18 protein-coding genes are annotated in these 25,474 nt (G+C 75.7%); 9 read left to right on the plus strand and 9 right to left on the minus strand.

Going from position 1 to position 25,474, the window contains the following annotated elements:
• Window positions 1-29 precede the first annotated feature (29 nt).
• The 5 genes from AB0O91_RS10650 to AB0O91_RS10670 all read right to left on the minus strand — a co-directional run bounded on the left by AB0O91_RS10650 (window position 30) and on the right by AB0O91_RS10670 (window position 5,681).
• Window positions 30-890, minus strand: a complete 861-nt coding sequence (locus AB0O91_RS10650; protein ID WP_363430066.1) for a PHP domain-containing protein — start codon at window positions 888-890, stop codon at window positions 30-32.
• Between the two features lie 57 nt (window positions 891-947).
• On the minus strand, window positions 948-1,586 hold the full coding sequence (locus tag AB0O91_RS10655; protein ID WP_363430067.1) for a DUF6758 family protein: 639 nt from the start codon (window positions 1,584-1,586) through the stop codon (window positions 948-950).
• A gap of 340 nt (window positions 1,587-1,926) precedes the next feature.
• A complete protein-coding gene (locus AB0O91_RS10660; protein WP_363430153.1) occupies window positions 1,927-2,085 on the minus strand; it encodes a hypothetical protein in 159 nt (52 codons plus the stop codon).
• Window positions 2,086-2,489: 404 nt separating this feature from the next.
• Window positions 2,490-3,368 (minus strand): alpha/beta fold hydrolase, encoded by an 879-nt coding sequence (locus AB0O91_RS10665; protein WP_363430069.1) that lies wholly within the window; start codon window positions 3,366-3,368, stop codon window positions 2,490-2,492.
• 141 nt (window positions 3,369-3,509) lie between these two features.
• Window positions 3,510-5,681 (minus strand): DEAD/DEAH box helicase, encoded by a 2,172-nt coding sequence (locus AB0O91_RS10670; protein WP_363430145.1) that lies wholly within the window; start codon window positions 5,679-5,681, stop codon window positions 3,510-3,512.
• A 583-nt stretch (window positions 5,682-6,264) separates the two neighbouring features.
• On the opposite strand from AB0O91_RS10670, the gene AB0O91_RS10675 reads away from it, so the two are divergent.
• A complete protein-coding gene (locus AB0O91_RS10675; RefSeq protein ID WP_363430071.1) occupies window positions 6,265-6,993 on the plus strand; it encodes a ferritin-like fold-containing protein in 729 nt (242 codons plus the stop codon).
• A gap of 10 nt (window positions 6,994-7,003) precedes the next feature.
• Here AB0O91_RS10675 and AB0O91_RS10680 read toward each other — a convergent pair whose 3' ends face one another.
• The 3 genes from AB0O91_RS10680 to AB0O91_RS10690 all read right to left on the minus strand — a co-directional run bounded on the left by AB0O91_RS10680 (window position 7,004) and on the right by AB0O91_RS10690 (window position 8,488).
• A complete protein-coding gene (locus AB0O91_RS10680; protein WP_363430073.1) occupies window positions 7,004-7,360 on the minus strand; it encodes a hypothetical protein in 357 nt (118 codons plus the stop codon).
• A gap of 106 nt (window positions 7,361-7,466) precedes the next feature.
• The gene (locus tag AB0O91_RS10685) at window positions 7,467-7,694 is read right to left on the minus strand and encodes a DUF3107 domain-containing protein (protein ID WP_270144341.1); all 228 of its coding nucleotides are present in this window, start codon (window positions 7,692-7,694) and stop codon (window positions 7,467-7,469) included.
• A 134-nt stretch (window positions 7,695-7,828) separates the two neighbouring features.
• Complete coding sequence (locus AB0O91_RS10690) at window positions 7,829-8,488, minus strand: TetR/AcrR family transcriptional regulator (RefSeq protein ID WP_363430075.1); 660 nt, start codon at window positions 8,486-8,488, stop codon at window positions 7,829-7,831.
• 221 nt (window positions 8,489-8,709) lie between these two features.
• On the opposite strand from AB0O91_RS10690, the gene AB0O91_RS10695 reads away from it, so the two are divergent.
• The 5 genes from AB0O91_RS10695 to moeZ all read left to right on the plus strand — a co-directional run bounded on the left by AB0O91_RS10695 (window position 8,710) and on the right by moeZ (window position 15,211).
• Complete coding sequence (locus tag AB0O91_RS10695; protein WP_363430077.1) at window positions 8,710-9,612, plus strand: alpha/beta fold hydrolase; 903 nt, start codon at window positions 8,710-8,712, stop codon at window positions 9,610-9,612.
• A gap of 329 nt (window positions 9,613-9,941) precedes the next feature.
• A complete protein-coding gene (locus AB0O91_RS10700) occupies window positions 9,942-11,636 on the plus strand; it encodes a DUF3492 domain-containing protein (protein WP_363430079.1) in 1,695 nt (564 codons plus the stop codon).
• On the plus strand, window positions 11,636-12,712 hold the full coding sequence (locus AB0O91_RS10705) for a hypothetical protein (protein WP_363430081.1): 1,077 nt from the start codon (window positions 11,636-11,638) through the stop codon (window positions 12,710-12,712). Before AB0O91_RS10700 ends, AB0O91_RS10705 begins: the two co-directional genes overlap by 1 nt.
• Window positions 12,713-12,795: 83 nt before the next feature.
• A complete protein-coding gene (locus AB0O91_RS10710; protein WP_363430083.1) occupies window positions 12,796-13,803 on the plus strand; it encodes an NAD-dependent epimerase/dehydratase family protein in 1,008 nt (335 codons plus the stop codon).
• Window positions 13,804-14,032: 229 nt separating this feature from the next.
• Window positions 14,033-15,211, plus strand: coding sequence for an adenylyltransferase/sulfurtransferase MoeZ (moeZ, locus tag AB0O91_RS10715; RefSeq protein ID WP_363430085.1), 1,179 nt, complete (start codon window positions 14,033-14,035; stop codon window positions 15,209-15,211).
• A 61-nt stretch (window positions 15,212-15,272) separates the two neighbouring features.
• Here the strand turns inward: moeZ and AB0O91_RS10720 are convergent, their stop codons facing one another.
• Complete coding sequence (locus AB0O91_RS10720; RefSeq protein WP_363430087.1) at window positions 15,273-18,062, minus strand: lysylphosphatidylglycerol synthase transmembrane domain-containing protein; 2,790 nt, start codon at window positions 18,060-18,062, stop codon at window positions 15,273-15,275.
• Window positions 18,063-18,205: 143 nt separating this feature from the next.
• Between AB0O91_RS10720 and AB0O91_RS10725 the strand changes: the two genes are divergently transcribed.
• The 3 genes from AB0O91_RS10725 (at window position 18,206) to AB0O91_RS10735 (ending at window position 25,378) form a co-directional block, all read left to right on the plus strand.
• Window positions 18,206-18,574 carry an MGMT family protein gene (locus AB0O91_RS10725; RefSeq protein WP_363430089.1) on the plus strand — a complete coding sequence of 123 codons (369 nt, stop codon included), beginning with the start codon at window positions 18,206-18,208 and terminating at the stop codon, window positions 18,572-18,574.
• Between the two features lie 84 nt (window positions 18,575-18,658).
• Window positions 18,659-21,976: an ATP-dependent DNA helicase gene (locus AB0O91_RS10730; protein WP_363430091.1), complete on the plus strand. Its 3,318-nt coding sequence runs from the start codon at window positions 18,659-18,661 to the stop codon at window positions 21,974-21,976.
• 192 nt (window positions 21,977-22,168) lie between these two features.
• On the plus strand, window positions 22,169-25,378 hold the full coding sequence (locus AB0O91_RS10735) for an ATP-dependent DNA helicase (protein WP_363430093.1): 3,210 nt from the start codon (window positions 22,169-22,171) through the stop codon (window positions 25,376-25,378).
• The last annotated feature ends 96 nt before the right edge of the window (window positions 25,379-25,474 follow it).

Consider the following 25,474-nt stretch of genomic DNA (forward strand, 5'->3'; position numbering starts at 1 on the left):
GGGGCCTCGGCCCCGGCCGGGCGGGGCCGTCAGCGCCCGACCGGCTTCGCCCCGGTGGCCTGGGCCAGCAGCGCCTCGTAGACCCCGGGGTCGGTGGTGTGCTCGCCGAGCCGGACGGTCTTGCGGCCGCCGTGGTAGTCGCTGGAGCCGGTGACCAGCAGGCCGAGCTCGCCGGCCAGCCCGCGCAGCCGCCGCCTGGTCTCGTCGTCGTGGTCGGTGTGGTCGACCTCCAGCGCGGCCAGCCCGGCCGCCGCGAGGTCGGCGATCACCTGGTCCGGGACCGTCCGGCCGCGCTTGACCGCGCCGGGGTGGGCGAACACCGGCACCCCGCCGGCCGCCCGGACCAGGCGGACCGCCCGCACCGGGTCGGTCTCGTGCTTGCGGACGTCCGCCCGCCCGCCGTTGGCCAGCCAGTCCTGGGTGAAGGCGTCCGAGACGGTGGCCACCACGCCCGCCTCGACCAGCGCGCTGGCGATGTGCGGCCGCCCGACCGAGCCGGCCCCGGCGATCCGCTGCACCTGCTCCCAGGTGATGTCCGCCCCGAGCTCCCGGCAGCGCTCGACGACGGCCCGGCCGCGCCGGAACCGGTCGGTGCGCACCAGCTCCCGCTCGCCCGCGAACTCCGGCTCCGCCGGGTCGAACAGGTACGCCAGCAGGTGCAGGCTGACGCCGTCCACCGCGCAGGACAGCTCGGCGCCGGGGACGAGGGTCAGCCGGGCGGAGTCCGGCAGCGCGTGCACCGCGTCGGCGGCCTCGGCGTGGCCGGCCACGGTGTCGTGGTCGGTGAGCGCGACCACGTCGAGCCCGGCCGCGACCGCCGCCGCGACCAGCTCGGCCGGGCTGTCGGTGCCGTCGGAGGCGTTGCTGTGGGCGTGCAGGTCGATGCGCACGGGGCGGACTCCTGGGTGCTCGTGGGTGCCGCCCAGGATAGGCCGTCCGGGGGTCGGTCAGCCCAGCAACCGGGGGGAGAGGGCGCCGCAGGGCAGCAGGTCCAGCTCGGCGCCGGCCTCGCGCAGGTCGGTGAGCACCAGTTCGTCGTACATCACCAGGGCGGACTGCTCGGGCCAGGCGATCGCCCACAGCCAGAGCCCGCGGGCCTCGCCGACGAACACCGCGCGGTCGGCCGGGGCGTCCGCGACGTGGAACATCGGGGTGGGCCGCCCGGCGGCCATCAGCTTGGCGTCCGCGGGTTTGTACAGGCCGACCGAGTCGCCCGGGTCGGGGCCGGGCAGCCCGGCGTAGCGGGCGCCGAGCCCGACGCCCAGCTCCTCGGCGACCAGCACCAGCTCGCCGAAGCCGCCGAGCGGGGCGGGGCCGGAGCAGGCGACGGCGGTGGCCCGGGCGCCCGAGACGTCGTCGCCGACGTGGGCGATGCCGGTGTAGAGCCAGCCGACCGGGAGCGGCCAGGGCAGCCAGACGGGGACCTGCGAGCGGGCGACGGCGACGCCCAGGGCTTCCACACTCGGGGGCAGCACCGGCTGCATCGGGTGCACCGCTCCGTGCCGGTCACACTGCCAGGTGTCCGAAAAAAGACCGGGGGCGCGGACCCGACCGGCGCACCTCGGGCAGCTTGGCTCGCCCCTCATAGCCGACAACGCTCCTCCCTCCGGACCGCCGCGTCAAGGACGATCACCCGTACGGATGGCGCGGCCGCACCTGCCGGTGCAGGGCGCCCGGCCGGCGCGGGTGGGGTGCTGCGCGGGCGGTTCCCGTTGGGGATGTCCCGTGGCGGGCGGCGGCAAACGTGCCGCGGGTCGGGGCGGGCCCGGGACGGGTTCCGGGAACGGTCCGGGGCCGGACGCACTGACGCCCCGTCATCGGCGATCGCGGTGACGGGGCGTCAGTCGGGTATCGGTACGTCCGGATCGGACGCTCCCGGCTCGTCGGCGGCGGGTGGGGCCTCCCGGTCGGGGGCGCCGCGCCGGATCAGACGGTCGGGCACGGGCGGATGAGCAGGCGTTCGCCGGTGCGGGCGGCGTCCTGGACGTACTCGCGGACGGTCTCGGCATCGGCGATCACGCGGGCGGTCGCGGAGCCGTCGGCCTCGTCCAGCCGGAGGATCTCGAAGCGCATGGGCTTGGTCATGGGCGTCTCCTTTCCTGGCCCCGTCGGGCGGGGCGATTGCGGCTGAGTCGGTATCAGCCCGTTCGGGGTCCTGCGGATCCGGCGTTGCGGCCGGATCGGGCGCGTCGTACGTGCGGCGGTCTGCTGCGGCAAGGGCTCCCCCTGCTTGCCTGGTGCGTCCAGTGCCTCGTGCAACCACGGTGCCGTGGCGGTGCTACCGGGCCGTTGCCCGTCCGTAACGTCCGGGTTTCGACTGATTGGCGCCTTCGTGAGGGCCGGCGATGATTCCCGGACAGAATCAAAGATTACCGTAACTAACGAATTTTGTCCTGCGCCGGACCCGGGCGAACCTCCGGAAGTGGTTCAGACCACTAGGGCGGGCCCGCCGCCCGGGTCGTCGTCGGACCTGCCGCCCGACCTGCCGCTCAGGCCCAGAACGCGACCAGCGCCGCCGCCGTGGCGGCCGGCCGCTCGGCGTTGGGGGAGTGGCCCGCGCCCGCCACGACCACCCGGCGGGCGCCCAGCCGCTGTGCCATCCCGGTCTGCTCCGGCACCGGCCAGGCGTAGTCCTGCTCCCCGGACAGCACCAGCACCGGCAGCACCCCGGCGGTCACCGCGGCCAGCTCGGCCACCCGGTCCGGCGCGGCCACCAGGTGCCCGCCGGTCACGGCCAGCGCCCGGGGCACGTTCGCCACCCAGCGGCGGTGCAGGAACTCCGCGACGTCCGGCGCCAGGGTCGGCTTCGACTCCCCGGCGGCCTCGTCCAGCTGCCGCATCACCTGCCAGATCTCCTCCAGGCCCATCGCCTGCAGGGCATCCAGCAGCAGCCCGGTCCGGGCCGCCTCGGCCGGCTCGATCGCTCCCGGACCGGTGGACAGCAGGGTCAGCGAACGCCACGGCAGGGTTCCCTCGGCGGCGGCCGCGAGCACCGCCTCCCGGACCACCTGGCCGCCGAACGAGTGCCCCAGCAGGTGCACCGGCCCGCCCTCCGCGGCCAGCAGCTCCGTCAGCGCCCGGACGTCCGCGCCCAGCGCGTCGACGGCGTACGCCGCCGCGTCGTCCGGCCCGCCGGTCTCGTACTGGCCCCGCTGGTCGACGGCCGTCACCCGGTACCCGGCGGCCGCGAGCGGTTCGAGCAGCGCGATGAAGTCCTCCTTGCTGCCCGTGAACCCCGGCACCAGCAGCGCCGACCCGCGCACCGGGCCGTCCGGCTCCGCCCGCAGCGCGGCGAACTCCCCGCGTGCGGTGACCACCCGCTCGGCGCGGGCGCAGTCGGGCAGGGCCAGGAACGGCGGAGTACTCATGAGCGGTTTCCCTCCCGGGGCAGGCGACGCAGCGAGCCTATGCCCGTCCGGCACCCCGCCCGACCGGCCGGGACGCCCGGGAACGCCCGAGGGGGCGAACGGACCACGACGGTCCGTCCGCCCCCTCGGGGGTGGGGTGGGTCAGCCCTCCGGAGTGGGCTCCGGAGCGGCCGCGACCTTGCGGGTCCGGGTCCGCTTGCGCGGGGCCGGCACCTCGTCGGCCGGGGCCTCGGCGGCGGGCGCCTCCGGGGCGGTCTCGGCGACGGCCTTCGGCTTGCGGGTCCGGGTGCGGGCGGCCGGCTTCTTCTCCGCCACGGCCTCGGCCGGGGCCTCGACCACGGCGGCGGCCTCGACGGTCTCGGCGACCTCGGCCTTGGGCTTGCGGGTCCGGGTCCGGCGGGGCTTCTCCTCGGCGGGGGCCTCGGCCGGAGCCTCGACGACCGCGGCGGCCTCGACGGTCTCGGCGACCTCGGCCTTGGGCTTGCGGGCGCGGGTCCGGCGGGGCTTCTCCTCGGCGGGGGCCTCGGCCGGAGCCTCGACCACGGCGGCGGCCTCGACGACCTCGACCACCGCGGCGGCCTCGACGGCCTCGGCGACCTCGGCCTTGGGCTTGCGGGTCCGGGTCCGGCGCGGCTTCTCCTCGGCCACCGGCTCGGCGACGACCGCGACCACGGCGGCCTCGACCACCGCGGCAGCCTCGGCCACGGCCTCGGCCGCCACCGCGACGGTCTCGCCGCCACCGGCACCCCCGCGCGAGCGGCGGCGACGGCGACGCGGCGCGTCGCCCTCGGCACCCTCGACGGCCGGAGCCGCCTCGGTCACCGCAGCGGCCTCGCCCTCGCCGACCGTGGAGCCGCGGCGGGTGCGGCGGCGCTCACGGGTGCGGCGCGGCTTCTCCTCCGCCGGGGCGTCGGCGGCGGCGGAGCGGCCCGAGCCGTTCCGCCCGGGGCCGGTTGCGGTGGTCGCGTTCCCGCTCCGGCCGCGACCGGTGCGGGCGCCCCGCCCGCCGGTCTCGCCGAGGTCCTCGATCTCCTCCGCGCCGAGCCCGGCCCGGGTGCGCTCCGAACGCGGCAGCACGCCCTTGGTGCCCGGCGCGATCTTCAGCAGCTCGTACAGGTGCGGCGAGGTGGAGTAGGTCTCCTCCGGCTCGTTGAACGGCAGGTCCAGCGCCTTGTTGATCAGCTGCCAGCGCGGGATGTCGTCCCAGTCGACCAGGGTGACGGCCGTACCGGAGGCGCCGGCCCGGCCGGTGCGGCCGATCCGGTGCAGGTAGGTCTTCTCGTCCTCGGGGCACTGGTAGTTGATGACGTGGGTGACGCCCTCGACGTCGATGCCGCGGGCGGCCACGTCGGTGCAGACCAGGACGTCGACCTTGCCGTTGCGGAAGGCGCGCAGCGCCTGCTCGCGGGCGCCCTGGCCGAGGTCGCCGTGGACGGCGCCGGCCGCGAAGCCGCGCTGGGTCAGCTGGTCGGAGACGTCGGCGGCGGTGCGCTTGGTACGGCAGAAGATCATCGCCAGCCCGCGGCCGTCGGCCTGGAGGATGCGCGAGACCGTCTCGACCTTGTCGAGCGAGTGCGCACGGAAGATGTGCTGCTCGATGTTGGCGACGGTGGCGCCGGTGTCGTCCGGGGCGGCGGCCCGGATGTGGGTCGGCTGGCTCATGTACCGGCGGGCGAGGCTGATGACCTGGCCCGGCATGGTGGCCGAGAACAGCAGGGTCTGCCGCTTGGCGGGCAGCATCGTGATGATCTTCTCGACGTCGGGCAGGAAGCCCAGGTCGAGCATCTCGTCGGCCTCGTCCAGGACCAGCGCGCGGACCTTGGACAGGTTCAGCTTCTTCTGGCCGGCCAGGTCCAGCAGGCGGCCCGGGGTGCCGACCACGATGTCGACGCCCTTGTTGAGGGCCTCGACCTGCGGCTCGTACGCCCGGCCGCCGTAGACCGCGAGCACGCGGACGTTGCGGACCTTGCCGGCGGTCTGCAGGTCGTTGGTGACCTGGGTGCAGAGCTCGCGGGTCGGGACGACGATCAGCGCCTGCGGGAAGTCGGAGAGCTGCTCCTCGGCGGCCCGGCCGGCGTCCACGTCGGCGCGCACCACGGCGCGCTCGATCAGCGGCAGGCCGAAGCCGAGGGTCTTGCCGGTGCCGGTCTTGGCCTGGCCGATGACGTCGTGGCCGGTCAGCGCGACCGGGAGGGTCATCTCCTGGATGGGGAAGGGATGGACGATGCCGACGGACTCGAGCGCCTCGGCGGTCTCCGGGAGGATCCCCAGATCCCGGAAGGTCGTCTTGATGGGTTCAGCGGTGGTGGACAGGGTGCTGCCTCTTCCGTTTTCGGAGGGGCCGAGAGCGAGCGGCGGGCGGGCAGCCGCGCGGCTGCGTACGGGCCTGACGGCCCTGATGACAGCTGCGCGGACGCACAACCGCGCCGGTCCCTGCGGCCGGCCGGTGCGCGCGGCCCGATGGCGGGGCGCGTCGCCGGCGGCGTCGGGGAGGATTCCCGTGAGGGACCTGCGCGGGACCTCCGCCAGGTGGGCGTGGTCTCGGCGGCCCTCGCTCGGCCACTGATGCGGTGCCAAGGCTTGAAGTCCAAGCCATGGTCGGAGCCGATCGGCTCTCCGACCGGGCATCCGCGTACGTGAGTACCCCTGGCGCCGGGGCGGACACGTCCGAGGGGACGGTGCCGCTACGGAGCGGGCTCGTGCGGGCCACCGAGACGGCGGTGGCACCGTGCGAACACGACGGGGCTCCCCACCACCATACAGTCAGGCGACGACTCGAACACGTGACGCGTCTGACATTGCCCCCGGCGACCGGCCCGTCACCGGCCGATCCGGCAGGTCAACGAGTGCGCCGGGTGGTGGGGGAGCGGGCCCGCCGGGACTAAGGTGGCGGGTCATGGAGACCCAAGGTGAGACGCAGGACGGCACGGGCGGCTCGATCGGCGACTGGGCCACGTGCTCGGCCGAGCCGGGCTACCGGGCGGCGGTGCTGGACCTGCTCGGCGCGCTCGCGTACGGCGAGCTGAGCGCCTTCGAGCGGCTCGCCGAGGACGCCAAGCTGGCTCCCGACCTCGCCGACAAGGCGGCCCTGGCCCGGATGGCCTCCGCCGAGTTCCAGCACTACCAGCGGCTGCACGACCGGCTCGCCGAGATCGGCGCCGACCCGCAGGAGGCGATGCGCCCCTTCGTCGAGCCGCTGGAGCTGTTCCACCGCATGACGGCGCCCTCGGACTGGCTGGAGGGCCTGGTCAAGGCCTACGTCGGGGACGCCATCGCGACCGACTTCTACCGCGAGGTGGCCGTCCGGCTGGACGACGACACCCGCGAGCTGGTCCTCGGCGTGATGTCCGACACCGGCCACGGCCAGTTCGCCGTCGACAAGGTCCGCCAGGCCATCGAGGCCGACCCGCGGGCCGGCGGACGCCTCGCCCTGTGGGGCCGGCGGCTGATGGGCGAGGCGCTCAGCCAGGCCCAGCGGGTGGTCGCCGAGCGGGACGCGCTGTCCAACCTGCTGGTCGGCGGCGTGCAGGTGCAGGGCTTCGACCTGGTCGAGGTCGGCAAGATGTTCAACCGGATCACCGAGGCGCACACCCGGCGGATGGCCGCCCTCGGCCTGGCCAGCTGACCGACCGGGGTCAGGCCGGCCGGTGCCGCCGCGACGCGCGGTGGGCGCCGGCCCGGTGCGGGTGGTGCCGGTGCGGCGGGGCCAGCCCGGCGGCGAGGTCCGGCCGGGCCAGCAGCGAGGTCAGCACCCCCGCCGCCAGCGCGGAGAACGCCACCGAGACGACCGGGTAGCGTCCGTCCAGGCAGAAGTGCGCGACCGTCCCGCCGAGCAGCGCGGCGGCCAGCGCCGTCGCCGCCACCGTGGCGCGGGAGGCCCGGAAGTACGTCGGCAGGGCAAGCAGCGCCACCGCGGCCGCGGCCAGCCCGACCAGGGCGAAGACGAGCGATTCGACCAGCAAGGCGGCCTCCCGGGGGCGGGCGTACGGCACCGGCGCCGTGTACCAGTCGCCGTACCCCGGCCGATCCGGCCCTACACACGACGGTGCCCCGCTCCCGGAGGGAACGGGGCACCGGACACCCGGCTCGGGCGGCGCCTCAGAGGGTGCCGAAACCGACCTTGCGGGCGGCCTGCTCGCCGATCTCCACGTACGCCAGGCGCTCGGCCGGGACGATGACGCGGCGGCCGTGCTCGTCGGTGAGCGAGAAGAGCTTGGTGGAGCCCTCCAGCGCCTTCGCGACCGCGCTCTCGACCTCATCGGCAGTCTGCGAGCTCTCGATGACGATCTCGCGCGGCGCGTTCTGCACGCCGATCTTGACCTCCACGGCTTCCGTCCCTCCGGGTTTGCAGCCTCCACGCGCGGTGACCGGACCGCCTGGGACAAGCGACCGCGGCGACCGCGCCGTACGGCTTCACCATAGAGCACCCGATCACCGGCCAGGCGAAGGTCAGCGGATCGTCAGTGCTGGGCGGAACCCTCCGGGGCGAGGTCGGCCGGGTGCATCGGGAACCCCTTCAGGCCCCGCCAGGCCAGGCTGGCGACCAGTCGCACCGCCTCGTCGCGCGGGATCTCCAGCCCCTGCGACAGCCAGTACCGGGCGGTGATCTGGGCCAGGCCGCAGACCCCGGCGGCCAGCAGCTTGGACTCCGCCTCCGGCAGGTCGGTGTCCTCCTGGATCACCTGGCTGACCAGCGTCGCGCTCGCCTCGGAGGCCCGCTCCACCCGCTCGCGCACGGCCGGCTCGTTGGTCAGGTCCGACTCGAAGACCAGCCGGAAGGCGCCGGACTCGCTGGAGACGTAGTTGAAGTACGCCTCCATCGTCGCGGCGACCCGCAGCTTGTTGTCGGTGGTGGTCCCCAGCGCCTCGCGGGTCGACTCGACCAGGGCGTCGCAGTGCTTGTCCAGCAGCGCCAGGTAGAGGTCCAGCTTCCCGGGGAAGTGCTGGTAGAGCACCGGCTTGCTCACCCCGGCACGATCGGCGATGTCGTCCATGGCGGCCGCGTGGTACCCCTGCGCGACGAACACCTCCTGGGCGGCACCGAGCAGTTGTTCACGGCGGGCGCTTCGCGGCAGGCGGGCACCGCGCGGGCGCTCCTGCGCCTCCTGGATGGCCGTCACGGCGCTCCTCACTTCGGGGTTGTTCGGGGCTGGCAAGAGGGCCGATTCTACTTTTCGGTAACCGCGCCCGCCCCCGGCGAAGGCGAGAAAAGCTGCTCGGTCCGTTGTCAGGAGCCCACAATACGGCGCTGACCTCGGCATCGGCAGTGCCGGGACGGGAGGGACGGGACGGCCGGACCACCCCCGCCGCCCCCGACCGGGCCTCACTACCATCGTCCACCATGAGCAGCGCTGAGCAGCAGGTACGTACGGTCGAGGTTCCCGGTGCGGTGCTCGCGGTGCACCGGCCCACCGGCGGAGCCGATCCGGACGGGCGCGAGCCCGGGCTCTTCGTGCACGGCCTGGGCGGCTCGGCCGCCAACTGGAGCGCGCTGATGGACCGGCTCTCCGGCCTCGTCGACGGCGAGGCCGTCGACCTCCCCGGCTTCGGCCGCTCCGGCCCGCCCGCCGACGGCAACCTCAGCCTCTCCGGCCACGTCCGGGCCGTCATCGGCTACCTGGAGGCCTCCGGCCGCGGCCCCGTCCACCTCTTCGGCAACTCGCTCGGCGGCGCCGTCGCCGTCCGGCTCGCCGCCCTGCGCCCGGACCTCGTCCGCAGCCTCACCCTGGTCTCGCCCGCCCTGCCCGAACTGCCCCCGCAGCGCTCCGCCTGGCCCACCGGCCTGCTCGCCCTGCCCGGCCTGCCCGCGCTGCTGCGCCGGCTGCCGGCCGGCCGGCGCGACGCCGAGGCGGCCACCGAGGACCTGCTGCGGCTGGTCTTCGGCGACCCGGCCGGCCTGAGCCCGGCCGCCCGGGCCGACGCGGTGGCCGAGTACCGGCACCGGCTCGGCCTGCCGCACGCGCTGCCCGCGCTGATCGGCTCGGCCCGCGGCATCGTCTCCGCGTACACCGAGCGCGGCGACCAGGCGCTCTGGCGGCAGGCCGAGCAGGTGGCGGCGCCGGTGCTGCTGGTGTACGGGCTGCGCGACAAGCTGGTCGGCTACCGCTCCGCCCGCCGGGCCTGCGCGGCCTTCGCGGACGCCCGGCTGCTGGTGCTGCCGGAGTCCGGGCACGTGGCGATGATGGAGCACCCGGACGCGGTCGCCCGGGCCGTGCGCGAGCTGATCGCGGGCACCGCCGGCTGACCGGGCGGCACGGCGGAGCGGCGTATAGCGCCCGCTAACGGCCCGGTTCGGGGCGAGGTCACGGCGGTTCACTCGTTCAGGTGGCAGCCAGGCATGTGACCGATGGATCGCCCCGGGCCGGTCCTACCTTTCTGCTGCCGGACCGAACAGGTGTGGGGGAGGGCCGCCGGCGTCGGAGCACGCGGCGCACGGCCCGAGCAAGCGTCCCGGCGTACGGCCCCCCGGCTCCCGCGGCCCCGCCCAGGGGCGTCCCAGGGGCGCGAGGGCACGACCGGCCCCGACCGAGGCTGCCGTCACCGTGTCCGCTCCGAGGCAGAAGGAGGTCTCCCGTGCGCGTCGCCCTGCTCACCGAGGGTGCCCGTCCGCATTCCGAACGTGGTGCCGGAGCCTGGTGCGACCGGCTGGCCGACGGCCTGCCGGAGCACGAGTTCGAGCTGTACCTGCTCACCGGCCCGGACGGCGCCGGCGCCGCCGCGCGGCTCTCGCCCGCCTGGCGCGGCGCGCACGACCTGGCCCTGTGGGGGCGCCGGCCGTGCGGGCGGGCCCCCGGGGCGCTGCGCGGACGCCGGTACGCCCGGGCGTACGAGGAACTGGTGCGGGCGCTGGTGCTGCCGGGCGAGCGGGCCGGCTTCGGGGCCGGGCTGTACCGGTTGGCCGCGCTGGCCCGGGAGGACGGCGCCGCCCTGCCCGCCTTCCTGGCCTCCGGGCCCGCCCGGCGGGTGCTGGAGCGGACCTGGCGGCTGCCCGGCGCGGACACCTCGGCCGGCCGCCCGCTGGTGCGCGACGTGCTGGTCGCCGCGGACCTGCTGGAGCAGTGCCTGCGCCCGCTGTCCGCGCCCTGGTACGGCACCGGGCCCGGCGGCCTGGGCGGCGCCGACCTGTGCCACGTGGTCGGCGGCGGCCCGGCCGCGCTGCCCGCCCTGGTCGCCCGGCACCTGCACGGGGTGCCGTTCGTGGTCACCGAGCACGGCCTGCACCTGCGCGAGCAGTACCTCGGCTACCGCGAGGCGCCGTACCGCTGGCCGGTCCGGGCGCTGCTGCTGTCCTTCTTCCGGGCGCTCACCGAGGAGACCTACCGGCAGGCCGCGGTACTGACCCCGGGCAGCGCCCACGACCAGCAGTGGCAGCGCCGCTGCGGGGCCGACCCGGCGCGCACCCGGGTGGTGTACGAGGGCACCCCGGCGGTGGACCGCCCGGCGGCCGGCCCGGAGCCCGGGCGGCCGACCCTGGTCTGGGCGGGCGCGCTGGAGCCGGGCCGCGACACCGAGCTGATGCTGCACGCCTTCGCCCGGGTCCGGGCCGAACTGCCCGCGGCCCGGCTGGTGGTGCACGGCGAGGAGGCGGCCCCCGGCTACCGGGCGCACTGCGCGGCGGTCGCCGAACGGCTGGGGGTGGCCCGGGCGGTGGACTTCGCGGGCCGGCCCGGCCCGCTCGCCGAGGTCTGGCAGGGCGGCACGGTGGCGGTGTTCTCGGCGCTCTCCCAGCGCAGCCCGCGGCTGCTCGCCGACGCCATGCTCAGCGGCCGGGCGGTGGTGTCCACCGACGTGGGGGTGGCCCGCGAGGTGGTCGGCCCGACCGGGCTGCTGGTGCCCGCCCGCGACCCGCGCGCCCTGGCCGGGGCCTGCCTGGCCCTGCTGCGTGACGAGGAGCGGCGGTCCCGGCTGGGCCTGGCCGGGCGGCTGCGCGCGCAGGAACGCTTCGCCGTCGAGCCGGTCATCGGCGCCTTCCGGGAGATCTACCTGGAGCTGGTCTCGCAGTACCCCGCCTACCCCGGGGGCGGCGGCGCGGGCGGCCCGGCGCCGCGTCCCTTCGCCCGCCCCGCCGAGTACTGGCTCAGCGACGGGCCGCGCGGCGGCCGGGAGGACCGGGGCGGGGCCGGGGAGGACGGCGGCGGGGAGGGCGAGGCCGGGCCCGACGGGTCCACCGCCGGCCCGCGCCGCGGGGCCGGGCAGCTCGCCGCGGCGGCCGTGCTCGCCGCGCCCGCGGCCGGTCCGGCCGCCCCGGCCCTCGCGGAGGCCGTCTGATGTCCGGCCCGGTGGGGGTCAGCGCGGACCCGGTGCGCGAGCTGATGGCCGAGCACCGGGAGCTCTGCGAGCGCGCCGTCGACCCGTTGGAGATCGCCGCCGGGTTGGAGGAGGCCGGGCTCGGCCCGGACGCCGCGGCGCGCTGCCGGCACGCCGACCTGTTCTCGCTGGCCGAGGAGCTGTACGCCCGGGTGCCCCGCCGCCCGCCGGCGCCGGAGCCGCCCGAACCCCGGCGCTGCGGGGCCGCGGCCCGGGCGGCGCTGACCGCGGCCGCGCTGGCCGCGCTGCCCTGCGCCGCGGCGGTGGCGCTCGGCGCGAGCCCGCCGGTGCTGCTGGCCGCCGCCGTGCCGCTGGCGCTGCTGCCCGCGCCGACGGGCCCGGCCCCGGCCGGGGCCGGACCGCTGCCGTGCGCCCGCCCGACGGAGCTCGGCCCGGTCCGCACCGCGCCCGGTCCGGCCGGCTCCCGCCGGCACCCCGCGGCGCTCGGGTACGGGCTGGGCCTGGCCGCGCTGCTGCTGCTCCCGCTGGCGGCGCCGGGCGCGGACCGGCCGCTGGCCGCCGCGCTGGTGCTGGCCGCCGCGGTGTCGGTGGGCTCGGCGGAGCGGGCGGCCCGCTGGTACCGGCAGGTCGGCCGGGGGCACCTCGGGTCGGCCGGCACGCTGGCCGAGTTCCGCTCCCGGATGCGCCCGGTGCTGCCGGTCGCGGTCGCGCTGCACCTGGCGGTGCTCGGGGTGCTGACCTACGCCGCGCTGGCCGTCCTCGCGGTGGTCGCGCCGCGTCCCGGGCCGGGCCACGGCGGCGGGCTGCTGCACCTGGCCGTCGAGCGGGCCGGCACCGCGGCGTGGGCGGCGCAGGGCGTGCTGGGCCTGCTGCTGGTGCTGCCCGCGCTGCTGGCCCGCTGCGGGCGCGCGGTCGCGGCCGCGCTGGGCGCGGTGGCCGGGCCGGTCGCGGCGGCGGTGCCGCTGGTGCTGGGCCGCCCCTGGCCGTCGGCCGTCCTGCTGGGCGGCGGCGCGGTCGCGCCGGTGCTGCTGGCGTACGGCTGGGCGGTGCTCGGCCGGGCCGGTGCGCACCGCTGAGCCCGCCCGGATCTCGGATTTCGTTCGTTGTTTCTCAGTCCGCCAGGTCGTCCCCGACCTCGCTTCGTGGAAGGACGCCCCCGATGAGGGTGCTGCTGCTGGGCGCCGACGGCTTCATCGGCCGCCGGGTGACCGATCGTCTGCTGATGGACCAGGAGTTGCAGGTGACGGTGCTCGGCCGGCGCGACTCGGCCGACATCCGCTTCGACCTGACCACCGGGAGCCCGGGCGCGCTGGCCCGCTTCCTGGACGCGGTCGCGCCGCAGGTGGTGATCAACTGCGCGGGCGCCACCTACGGCAGCTCGCGGACCCTGATCCGGTCGAACACGCTGGCCGTCGCGACCGTCTGCGAGGCGATCCGGCGCAGCCGGGAGCCGGCCCGGCTGGTGCACGTCGGCTCGGCCGCCGAGTACGGGCCGGTGCCCGGCGGGGTGCCGGTGTCGGAGCAGGCCGAGCCGCGGCCGGTCGGCCCGTACGGGGTGTCCAAGCTGGCGGGGACGGAGCTGGTGCTGGCCTCCGGGCTGGACGCGGCGGTGCTGCGGGTGTTCGACGTGGTGGGCCCGGGGTCGCCGACCGCCTCGCTGTTCGGGCGGCTGGCCGAGGGCCTGCGGCGGGCGCTGGAGCGGGACGAGAGCCAGGTGCGGATGCCGGACCTGTCCGGATACCGGGATTTCGTGGACGTGCGGGACGTCGCCCGGGCGATCCAGGCGGCGGCGGTGTCGGCCGCCACCGGGGTGATCAACGTCGGCAGCGGGCACGCGGTGCGGGCCCGGGACGCGGCCCAGCTGCTGGTCCGGGCCTCCGGTTTCGAGGGGGCGATCGTGGAGGAGAACCGGCCGGTGCTGCTTCCCGCGCAGGTCGGCGGGGTCGGCGGCGACCACCTGCCCGGTCACGGCCACCACTCGGGCCCGTACCTGCCGGGCCACCGGGTGGAGGAGCGGCGGCCGGAGGGGCGGCCCGCCCCGGGCGAGCCGGTGCCGTGGCGGCAGGCGGACGTGCGCACCGCCCGGGACCGTCTCGGCTGGCGGACACAGGTGCCGCTGGAGGAGTCGCTCGGGGACGTCTGGCTGGAGACGGCCTGTCGGGTCTGAGTCCGGCGCGAGACGGCTGCGGGCCCGTGTCCACGGGCCCGCAGCCGTCTCCGGGGCCCGTCGGGCGGTTCCACGATCCGGCGCGGCCCGTCTCGCCCATCGGACGGGCTGTCTCGGAATACCGGAGGGGCGTGACACTGTTGGCCTAGAGAGCCACCCCAGTGGCGGTGCAACAACCCCGTCCGAGGCCGGCCCTGGCCACCTGAACAAGAGACCCATCGGAGTCCCCGTGTCGTTGCCACCCCTGGTCGAGCCGGCTGACGAGCTCACCGTTGACGAGGTCCGCAGGTACTCCCGCCACCTGATCATCCCGGACGTCGGGATGGCCGGGCAGAAGCGGCTGAAGAACGCCAAGGTGCTGTGCGTCGGTGCCGGTGGCCTGGGTTCGCCCGCGCTGATGTACCTGGCCGCGGCCGGTGTCGGCACGCTGGGCATCGTCGAGTTCGACGTGGTCGACGAGTCCAACCTGCAGCGTCAGATCATCCACGGCCAGGCCGACATCGGCCGTTCCAAGGCGGAGTCCGCGCGGGACTCGGTCAAGGAGATCAACCCCTACGTCGACGTGGTGCTGCACGAGGAGCGCCTCGACAACTCCAACGTGCTGGAGATCTTCGCCGGCTACGACCTGATCGTGGACGGCACCGACAACTTCGCCACCCGCTACCTGGTGAACGACGCCGCGGTGCTGCTCGGCAAGCCGTACGTGTGGGGCTCGATCTACCGCTTCGACGGCCAGGCGAGCGTGTTCTGGGCCGAGCACGGCCCGTGCTACCGCTGCCTCTACCCGGAGGCCCCGCCGCCGGGCATGGTCCCGTCCTGCGCCGAGGGCGGCGTGCTGGGCGTGCTGTGCGCGTCCATCGGCTCGATCCAGGTGAACGAGGCGATCAAGCTGCTGGCCGGCATCGGGGACCCGCTGGTCGGCCGGCTGATGATCTACGACGCCCTGGAGATGAACTACCGCCAGGTGAAGGTCCGCAAGGACCCGGACTGCGCCGTCTGCGGCGAGAACCCGACGGTCACCGAACTGATCGACTACGAGGCCTTCTGCGGCGTCGTGTCGGAGGAGGCCCAGGCCGCCGCCGCCGGTTCGACGATCACCTCGAAGCAGCTCAAGCAGTGGCAGGACGACGAGGAGGACATCTACCTCATCGACGTCCGCGAGCCCGGTGAGTACGAGATCGTCAGCATCCCCGGCGCGGTGCTGATCCCGAAGAACGAGTTCCTCATGGGCGACGCCCTGGAGAAGCTGCCGCAGGACCGGAAGATCGTGCTGCACTGCAAGTCGGGCGTGCGCTCGGCCGAGGTGCTGGCCGTGGTCAAGGCCGCGGGCTTCGCCAACGCCGTCCACCTGGGCGGCGGCGTGCTCGGCTGGGTGAACCAGATCGAGCCGCACAAGCCGGTCTACTAGGCCGACGTACGCGGAAGGGGCCCGCCGGGTGGCGGGCCCCTTCCGCGTATCCGCGGGTCCGTCAGAGCGCCTGCTTGCGCTGGAGCACGTTGTAGGCGATCCAGCCCGGCAGCACCGGCAGCCAGAAGGTCAGCGCCCGGTAGAGGAACACCGCCGGGGTGGCGACCGCGGGGGAGACGTCCGCGACGGTCAGGGCGCCGATCAGGGCGACCTCGACCGGGCCGATGCCGCCCGGGGTGGGGATCGCCGAGCCGGCCGCGTTGGCGGTCAGGAAGACCACCGCCACGGCCGAGAAGCTGATGTCCCCGCCGAAGGCCTGCACCGAGAAGTCCAGGCAGGCGGTGAAGGAGAGGGTCAGCAGCAGGATGCCGCCGAAGCCGGTGACCAGCTTGCTGGGCGTCTGCATCAGGTCGAGCATGCGCGGCACCACGCCGAAGAACAGCGAGCGCAGCCGGCCCAGCACGAAGCGGCGCAGCGGCGCGACCGCGGCCACCACCAGGGCGAGCACCGCGGCGGTGAGCACCCCGATGATCACCGCCCGGGAGGCGGAGAGGTCGCCGTTGGTCTGGCTGCCGGTGATCAGACCGAAGCTGAACAGCAGCAGCAGGTGCCCGGCCAGGCCCGCCAGTTGGGAGGCGCCGACCGAGGCGACCGCCTGGCCGGGCCGGATGCCGGCCTTCTGCAGGTAGCGGGTGTTGAGCGCGATGCCGCCGATCGCGGCCGGGGCGACCAGCTTCACGAAGGAGCCGGCCAGCTGGGCCGCGACGGTGCGCCGGAACGGCAGTTTCTCGGGCACGAAGCCGGTCAGGCTCATCGCCGCGGCGACGTAGCTGAACGCGGCCGCCAGCAGGGCCGCCGCGGCCCAGGCCCAGTTCATCTGGGAGAGCTTGAGCTGGGCCGGCTTGATGGTGGTCAGCGCCAGGTAGGCGGCGAAGGTGAGCGCGATCACCATGATCAGGCTCTTCGGCTTCAGCCGTTCCAGCTTGGCCGGCTCCATCGGCGCCTCGGGGGCGATCTGCAGGATCTGGCCGCGGATGCGGCTGAGCAGGTCCTCGCCGGCCGCCGCGATGTCCTCCTCGGCCTGCTGCTGGGTGCGCTCGCCGGCCGCGACCTGCTCCAGCGCCTTGGCCCGGGCGGCGGTCTTGCGCTCCTTGGTGAGCTTGGCGAGGTCGACCCGGGTGGAGCGGCTCATCCCGACCGGCTGCAGCAGCGGCAGCGCCTGGGCGACCCGGTCCGCGCCGAGCACCGCGTTGGCGGTGGCGACGGCCCGCTCGGGGCCGATCCGCAGCGCGAAGGTGGTGAGCAGCTGGGCGACGTCGATCCGCAGGGTCAGGTCGGTCGCGGCGATGTCGCCGCCGGACAGGTTGACCAGGCAGGCGGTCTTCCCGTCCACCACCAGCAGCGACTCCCCGGTCAGCCGGCGGTGGGCGATCCGGCGCTCGTGCAGGGCGGCCACCGACTGCCACAGCGAGGCCATCACCAGGTCGGTGACCTCCTCGTCGGCCAGCTCGTCGAGGGTGCGGCCCTCGACGTTCTCGTACACCAGGATCGCGGCGTCCGGGCCCAGCTCGGAGGTGGCCACCAGCTGCGGTGCCCGGGCGCCCGAGGCGGCCGCCGCGTACGCGATCAGGGCCTCCTGCTCCAGCGCCTGGCGCAGCGACTGGGGGCTGCGGCGCACCGCCACCGAGCGCAGCCGCAGGCGGCGCCAGCCCCGGTAGAAGAAGCCGGAGGCCTGCTGCTCGCGGTCGATGATGTGGACGTCCAGCGGCGGGCCGCCCTGCTGGGTGACGTAGTAGCGGCGGGTGCCGCCGGGGGCGTCCGGGGCGCGGTGGGCGCCGTCCGGGGTGAAGCCGACCTTGCGCAGGCCGATCATCAGGTGCTGGCCGGTGGGCCGGATGTTGGGGGAGCCGATCGCGTACAGCGTGCCGTAGGCGACGGACCAGCCGATCAGCACGGTGAGCATCAGCGACAGCGGGGTGGTGTAGCCGCCGAGCAGCTCGGTGACGCCGCTGAAGACCACCACCACCCACAGGGCCACCCGCCAGCGCGGACGGCTCGACATGCCGACGGCGGTCATGTAGGCGATCACCGGGGCGAGGTAGCCGTGCACCGGGTCGGTGAGGCTGCCGTTGCTGTCCAGCGGCAGCCGGGTCAGCGCCGTCCTGATGTGCTCGGAGGCGCCCTCGGCCACCCACCAGTCGATGCCCAGCGAGACGCCGTACGCGAGCACCGAGGCGAGCACCCCGTCGGCGACCCGCAGGCCGTCGCGTTTGATCAGCCGCTCGACAGCGAAGGCCAGCGGCACGGCGAGCACCGCGACGCTGGAGACCAGGCCGGTGATGGTGGACAGCACCGCGGAGAAGTGCGGCGCGTTGGTGGCGATGTCCTGCTCGATGCCGGTGGTGGTCGAGGTGGCGATGCCGGCCAGGACGAAGACCGCGACTATCCCGAAGACCCCGGCCAGGAAGCGGATCAGGTCGGACGGGCGGTGCGCCCGGGCGGCGAGCAGCGGCTCGTCGACATCCAGGTGCGGGGCGTCCTCCAGCGGGTCGTGGTGGTCGGCCCGCCGGACCGGCGGCGCCGGGGGCGGGACGACGGCCGGGACGGGCGGCCCGGCCGGGTCCGGGGACCCGACCGGTTCCGGGGACTCGGGGGACTGCGGGGGCGCGGGCGGCGACCCGGCGGACTTCTCGGGCGTGGGGGTCTTGATCGTCCGGTCCTTGATCAGGGAGACTTCCGGCGTCGGCCCGTGCGCGGGCCGCCCTTCGGGCTCGTCACCGGGGGCCGCGGGCACGGCGGAGCCGGACTCGTCGGAGCCCCTGTCCACGCCCACGTCAGCCGTCCCGGTCATCTGGTCTTGTCCTCGTATCACCACTCACCGCCCCGAAGATGGTGGCATGCCCCGACCCCCCGTGCTGGACAGGGGGCGGATCGGGCGCGGCGGGTCGTTCGTACGGGGGCGCCGACGCGCCCCCGTGAGGAAGAATGCCGCAGGTGACGGACGTAACAGACGACGGCGTCCCGGACGCCCTGCCCCCGTTCGCCGAACTGGTGCTCGACCTGACCGAGCGGATTCCACCCGGCCGGGTGATGACCTACGGCGACGTCGCCGAGTACCTCGGCCAGGGCGGCCCCCGCCAGGTCGGCCGGGTGATGGCCCTGTACGGCGGCTCGGTGCCCTGGTGGCGGGTGATCCGCGCGGACGGCCGCCTGCTCCCCGGGCACGAGCACCGCGCCCTGGCCCACTACGGCGAGGAGGGCACCCCGCTGCGCGAACTCGCCGACCCGCCCCGGGTCGACCTCCGGCGGGCCCGCTGGGACGGGACGCGGACTTCGGCGAAACCGCCGCGCGGACGGGAATGACGGGGCAGGATCGTAGGCTCGATGCGGGCGGGCCCCACGGGCCCGCCCCCGCCGTTCCCTCCGCACCACCCAGGAAGACCGTCCGTGAGCTCCCCCTACCGGCTCGTGCGCAGCCCGCTCGTCCAGCCCGACCCGCCCGCGCTGGACGCCTACCAGCGCGCCGTGGTCGAGCACCCCGGCGGCCCGCTGCTCGTCCTCGCCGGCCCGGGCACGGGCAAGACCACCACCCTCGTCGAGGCCGTCGCCCGGCGGATCCAGGGCGGCACCGACCCCGAGCGGATCCTCGTCCTCACCTTCAGCCGCAAGGCCGCCGTGGAACTGCGCGACCGGATGTCCGGCCGGCTCGGCAGCACCGCCGCCGCCCCCCAGGCGACCACCTTCCACTCCTTCTGCTACGCCCTGCTGCGCGCCCACCAGGACCCGGAGGACTACGCCGAGCCGCTGCGGCTGCTCTCCGGCCCCGAACAGGACGTGATGGTCCGCGAACTGCTGGCCGGCGGCGCCGAGGACGCCCGCGACGGCCGCGGCCGGACCGCCTGGCCGCTCGACCTGCGGGCCTGCCTCACCACCCGCGGCTTCGCCGACGAAGTCCGCGCCGTCCTCGCCCGCAGCCGCGAACTCGGCCTCGGCGAGGCCGAACTCGAGCGCTTCGCCCAGGGCGTCCAGCGCCCCGACTGGGCCGCCGCCGCGCACTTCCTCGCCGACTACCTCGACGTGCTCGACCTGCGCGGCGTCCTCGACTACGCCGAACTCGTCCACCGCGCCGTCCTGCTCGCCGAACGCCCCGACACCGGCGGCGAACTGCGCCGGCGCTACGACGTCGTCTTCGTCGACGAGTACCAGGACACCGACCCCTCCCAGGTCCGGCTGCTGCGCCAACTGGCCGGCGGCGGACGCGACCTGGTCGCCGTCGGCGACCCCGACCAGTCGATCTACGCCTTCCGCGGCGCCGACATCAACGGCATCCTCGACTTCCCGCAGACCTTCCGCCGCCCCGACGGGACCCCCGCCGAGGTGAAGGTGCTGCGGGTCTCCCGCCGCTCCGGCGCCGTCCTGCTCGCCGCCTCCCGCGAACTCGCCCGCCGGATGCCGATGGGCCGGCTGCCCGCCGACAAACTCGCCCAGCACCGCGCCCTGCTGCCCTCCCGCGAGGGCGGCCGGGTCGAGGTGTACACCTACCCGACCCCCGGCGCCGAACTCGACTCGATCGCCGACCTGCTGCGCCGCGCCCACCTGGAGGACGGCGTGCCCTGGGGCGAGATGGCCGTGCTGGTCCGGGCCGGCGCCCGCTCCATCCCCGGCGTGCGGCGGGCCCTCGGCGCGGCCGGCGTCCCGCTGGAGATCGACGGCGACGACCTGCCGCTGCGCGAGGAACCCGCCGTCGCCCAACTGCTGCTCGGCCTGCGGGTCTGCGCCGAACAGGCCGCCCGGGACCGGCAGGGCGACCCGGACGCCCCCGACCCGCTCACCGTCGAACTGGCCCACGCCCTGCTCACCGGCCCGCTCGGCGGCCTCGACGGCGCCGACCTGCGCCGCCTCGGCCGGGCCCTGCGCGAGGAGGAGCGCGCCGCGCTGCGCGCCGACGGCAACCCCGCCGCCGCCCCGCGCCCGGCCGGCGAACTCGTCCGCGAGGCCCTCGCCGAACCCGAGCGCCTGATCGCCCTCGACCCGGCCACCGCCCGCCGCGCCCGCGACCTCGGCACCCTGCTGCGCAAGGTCCGCGAACTGCTGGCCGGCGGCTGCACCGCCGAGGACGCCCTGTGGGAGCTCTGGGACGGCAGCCGCCGCTGGCGCGAACGCCTGGAGCGGGCCGCCCTGCGCGGCGGCGCCGCCGGCCGCAACGCCGACCGCGACCTCGACGCGCTGTGCGCCCTGTTCGAGACCGCCGCCCGCGCCGAGGAACAGGTCACCGGCCACCGCAGCGCCCTCGACCTGCTCGCCGAACTCGAAGCCCAGGACATCGCCGCCGACACCCTCACCGTCCGCACCGTCCGCCCCGAGGCGGTACGGCTGATGACCGCCCACCGCTCCAAGGGCCTGGAATGGCGCCTGGTCGTCGTCGCCGGCGTCCAGGACGGCCTCTGGCCCGACCTGCGCCGCCGCGGCTCCCTGCTGGAGGCCGACCGGATCGGCCGCGACGGCCTCGCCGAACCGCTCTCCCCGGCCGCCCTGCTCGGCGAGGAGCGCCGACTGTTCTACGTCGCCGCGACCCGCGCCAAGGAACGGCTGATCGTCACCGCCGTCAAGGCCCCCGCCGACGACGGCGACGAGCCCTCCCGCTTCCTGCGCGAGCTCTACCGCGAGGACGTCGACCCCAGGACCGGCCGCGTCCTGCGCCGCACCCCGCCGGTCACCGTCGAGGACGTCACCCACCGCCCGCGCCGCCCGCTGTCGGTCGCCGCCCTGGTCGCCGAACTGCGCGCCGTCACCGTCGACCCCGCCCGCTCGCCCGAACTGCGCCGCGCCGCCGCCGAACGCCTCGCCGTCCTCGCCACCGCCGCCGACCAGGACGGGCTGCCGCTGGTGCCCGCCGCCCACCCCGACCGCTGGTGGGGCCTGGACGACCCCACCACCGCCCCCGAACCGCTGCGCGACGCCGACGCGCCCGTCCGGTTGTCCGGCAGCGGCCTCGAACAGCTGGAGAACTGCTCGCTCCAGTGGTTCCTCGACAAGGAGGTCAGGGCCCGGGCCCCCGGCACCGCCGCCCAGGGCTTCGGCAACGTCGTGCACGCCCTCGCCGACGAGGTCGGCTCCGGCCGCACCCCCGCCGACCTCGCCGTCCTGATGGCCCGCCTGGACACCGTCTGGGACGCCCTCGCCTTCGACGCCCCCTGGAAGTCCCAGCAGGAGAAGACCCAGGCCCGCACCGCCCTGGAGCGCTTCCTCAACTGGCACGTCCTGGAACGCGGCCGCGAGCTGGTCGCCACCGAACACGGCTTCGACGTCACCCTCGACGTCGGCGGCGTCTCGGTGCGCATCCGCGGCTCGATGGACCGGGTCGAGAAGGACCGCGCCGGCCGCGCCTACGTGGTCGACTTCAAGACCGGCAAGCAGATCCCCACCGACAAGTCGCTGCCCGAGCACAAGCAGCTCGCCGTCTACCAGCTCGCCGTCCGGGCCGGCGCCCTCAACGAACTGCCCGGCTTCACCGAACACCCGCCGGCCACCGGCGGCGCCGAACTCGTCCACCTGCGCGAGGCCGCCGCCAGGACCGACCAGGACGCCCCCAAGGTGCAGCGCCAGGAACCGCCCGAGGGCGAGCCGTGGATCGAGAACCTGCTCGCCGAGGCCGCCGGCCAGGTCCTCGCCGAACGCTTCGTCCCGCGCACCGGCGGCGGCTGCGACCGCTGCTCCTTCCGCCGCAGCTGCTCCGCCGTACGGGACGGCGCGCAGCTTCTTTGAGGTGCCCGCTCGCCTCCGGGCGCTCCGGTCCGGTGCCGACGGTCGGCGCTCCCTCGCTCCTGCGTCGCTCCCTCGCTCGCCCTCCTTGCCCGCCATCGGGCAGGAGGGGCCCACCCTTTCGGCACCGGCGCGCCCTTCGGCTCGGGGCACGGCCCGATCCGGGTTGTCCGCCGTTCCGGTTACGGTTGCGGGGTGACCGCCGTGCTCAGCCATCCCGACCAGCTCAAGGAGCTGCTGGGGATCCCGTTCAACCGGGAACAGATGGCGGCCATCGGCGCCCCGCTCGCCCCGGCCGTGATCGTGGCCGGCGCCGGCTCCGGCAAGACCACCGTGATGGCCGCCCGGGTGGTCTGGCTGGTCGGCTCCGGCGCCGTGCGGCCCGAGGAGGTGCTCGGCCTCACCTTCACCAACAAGGCCGCCGGCGAACTCGCCGAACGCGTCCGCACCGCCCTGCTCAGGGCCGGCGTGGCGGACCGGGACGGCGCCGAACCGCTCGGCGAGCCCGAGATCTCCACCTACCACGCCTTCGCCGGCCGCCTGCTCAAGGAGCACGGCCTGCGGATCGGCATCGAACCGGACGTGCGGCTGCTCGCCGACGCCACCCGCTTCCAGCTCGCCGCCAAGGTGCTGCGCACCGCCCGCGGCCCGTTCCCCGCCCTCACCGGCACCTTCGCCAACCTGGTCGCCGACCTCACCGCGCTGGACGGCGAACTCGCCGAGCACCTGGTCGAGCCCGCCGCCCTGCGCGCCCACGACGAGGACCTGCTCGACACCCTCGCCACCGTGAAACTCACCAACGACGACCTGCGGGCCGTCCCGGTCACCGCCCGTGCCCGGCTGGAACTGCTACGTCTGGTCGAGGAGTACCGCCGCCGCAAGCAGGCCGCCGGGCTGATGGACTTCGGCGACCAGATAGCGGCCGCCGCCCGCCTCGCCCAGCAGCGCCCCGAGGTCGGCGAACTGCTGCGCGGCCAGTACCGGGTCGTCCTGCTGGACGAGTACCAGGACACCTCGGTCGCCCAGCGCCTGATGCTCGCCGGCCTGTTCGGGGCCGGCCCGGACGGCCGCGGCACCGGCCACCCGGTGACCGCCGTCGGCGACCCCTGCCAGGCCATCTACGGCTGGCGCGGCGCCTCCGTCGCCAACCTCGACGACTTCCCCCGGCACTTCCCCGGGGCCGACGGCCGTCCCGCCGACCGCTACGCGCTCAGCGAGAACCGCCGCAGCGGCGGCCGGCTGCTCGCCTTCGCCAACGAGCTCGCCGCCCCGCTGCGCGCCGCGCACGAGGGCGTCGAGGCGCTGCGCCCGGCCCCGGGGGCCGAACTCGACGGCTACGTGCGCGCCGCGCTGCTGCCCACCCACGCCGAGGAGGTCGACTGGCTCGCCGACTCGATCGCCCACCTGGTGCGCACCGGCACCGCGCCGGGCCGGATCGCGGTGCTGTGCCGGGGCGGCGGGGCCTTCCCGGACATCCACGCCGCGCTGGTCGCCCGCGAGGTGCCGGTCGAGGTGGTGGGCCTCGGCGGGCTGCTGCAACTGCCCGAGGTCGCCGACCTGGTGGCGGTCTGCGAGGTGCTCCAGGACCCGACCGCCAACGCCGCCCTGGTCCGGCTGCTGATCGGCCCGCGCTGGCGGATCGGCCCGCGCGACCTCGCCCTGCTCGGCCGCCGCGCCGCCGACCTGGTGCGCACCGAGCGCCCCGAGGGCGTGGAGGCGCTGGCCGCGGCCGTCGCCGAGGCCGACCCGACCGAGGTGGTCTCGCTGGCCGACGCGGTGGAGACCTTCCTGGAGGCCGACCAGCCGGACGACCTGCCGTTCTCCGCCGAGGCCCGGGTGCGCTTCGCCCGGCTCGCCGCCGAACTGCGCGAGCTGCGCCGCTCGCTCGCCGACCCGCTGATGGACGTGCTGCACCGGGTGCTGACCGTCACCGGTCTGGAGGTCGAACTCGCCGCCTCCCCGCAGGCGCTGGCCGCCCGCCGCCGGGAGACCCTGCACGCCTTCCTGGACGTCGCCGCCTCCTTCGCCGACCTGGACGGCGACCCGGGCCTGGCCGCCTTCCTCGGGTTCCTGCGCGCCGCCCAGGAGTACGAGCGCGGCCTGGACAGCAGCCTGCCCGGCGGCGAGGACACCGTGAAGGTGCTCACCGCCCACAAGTCCAAGGGCCTGGAATGGGACGTGGTGGCCGTCCCCGGCCTGGTCAAGGGCGCTTTCCCGTCCGGTACCGCGCGCGAGCGCTGGACCAGCACCAAGCGGGTCCTGCCGCACGCCCTGCGCGGTGACGCCGCCACCCTGCCCGACGTCCGGGGCGGCTGGAACGCCAAGTCGATGTCCGCGTTCCGCAAGGAGCTGGCCGAGCACTCCGGCACCGAGGAACTGCGGCTGGGCTACGTCGCGTTCACCCGCCCGCGGTCGCTGCTGCTGGCCTCCGGGCACTGGTGGGGGCCGAGCCAGCGGACCGTCCGCGGCCCCTCGGCCTTCCTGGAGCAGCTGCGCGACCACTGCGGGCAGCCCGGCGCGGGCGAGGTCGAGCACTGGGCCGAGCAGCCCGGGAAGGGCGCCGAGAACCCGGCGCTGGCCGCCGCCGTCGAACGCCCCTGGCCGCTGCCGCTGGACCCGGCCGCCCAGCACGCCCGCCGCCGGGTCGCCGAGGTGGTGCGCGCCCGGCAGGCCGGCGCCCCCGCCGCCGAACCGGAACCCCTGGCCGCCGAGGACCAGCGCCAGGTCGCCTCCTGGGACCGCGACCTGACCGCGCTGCTGGGCGAGTTGGAGCGCTCCCGGCGCACCGCCCGCGAGGTGCCGCTGCCGCCCGCGCTGTCGGCCACCCAACTGCTGCGGCTGGCCGCCGATCCGGACGGCTTCGCGCACGACCTGGCCCGCCCGATGCCGCGCCCCCCGCAGCCCGCCGCCCGGCGCGGCACCCGCTTCCACGCCTGGGTGCAGTCCCGGATCGAGCCGCTGCTACTGGTCGAACCCGGCGCGCTGCCCGGCGCCGACGACGACGGCATCGAGGACGAGCAGGACCTGGAGCGGCTCAAGGAGGCGTTCCTGCGCACCCCGTACGCCCGGCGCCGGCCGTACCGGGTGGAGGCGCCGTTCCACCTGGTGCTGGCGGGGCGGGTGGTGCGCGGCCGGATCGACGCGGTCTACCGGGAAGATGACGGGGTGTCGGAATCCGGTGGTGCGTCACGCTACGAAGTGGTGGACTGGAAGACCCACCGGGAGGAGACCGCCGACCCGCTCCAGCTCGCGGTCTACCGATTGGCCTGGGCCGAGCAGGCGGGCGTTGATCCCGAGCAGGTCACGGCGTCGTTCCTGTACGTCCGCAGTGGCCGGATCGTGCGCCCGGAAGGACTTCCCGGCCGAAAAGAGTTGGAACGGCTCCTGATCGGGAACAGTGACTAATGAGTCACCCAGAGCACCCAAGTCATCGCGCCGACGCCCGAAACCTGTGCGTCGTGCACGTTTCGCGCCTATTGTGGGGTCGGTAACCGGTCAACC

Source organism: Kitasatospora sp. NPDC089797 (assembly GCF_040684795.1).
In the GTDB taxonomy this organism is placed as follows: domain Bacteria; phylum Actinomycetota; class Actinomycetes; order Streptomycetales; family Streptomycetaceae; genus Kitasatospora.

Excerpts from the sequence above, each read along its gene's own strand:
- AB0O91_RS10655 (WP_363430067.1), bottom strand. The coding sequence starts at position 1,586 with ATGAGGGGCGAGCCAAGCTGCCCGAGGTGCGCCGGTCGGGTCCGCGCC.
- AB0O91_RS10675 (WP_363430071.1), top strand. The coding sequence starts at position 6,265 with ATGGAGACCCAAGGTGAGACGCAGGACGGCACGGGCGGCTCGATCGGC.
- AB0O91_RS10695 (WP_363430077.1), top strand. The coding sequence starts at position 8,710 with ATGAGCAGCGCTGAGCAGCAGGTACGTACGGTCGAGGTTCCCGGTGCG.
- AB0O91_RS10705 (WP_363430081.1), top strand. The coding sequence starts at position 11,636 with ATGTCCGGCCCGGTGGGGGTCAGCGCGGACCCGGTGCGCGAGCTGATG.
- AB0O91_RS10660 (WP_363430153.1), bottom strand. The coding sequence starts at position 2,085 with ATGACCAAGCCCATGCGCTTCGAGATCCTCCGGCTGGACGAGGCCGAC.
- AB0O91_RS10710 (WP_363430083.1), top strand. The coding sequence starts at position 12,796 with ATGAGGGTGCTGCTGCTGGGCGCCGACGGCTTCATCGGCCGCCGGGTG.
- AB0O91_RS10665 (WP_363430069.1), bottom strand. The coding sequence starts at position 3,368 with ATGAGTACTCCGCCGTTCCTGGCCCTGCCCGACTGCGCCCGCGCCGAG.
- AB0O91_RS10720 (WP_363430087.1), bottom strand. The coding sequence starts at position 18,062 with ATGACCGGGACGGCTGACGTGGGCGTGGACAGGGGCTCCGACGAGTCC.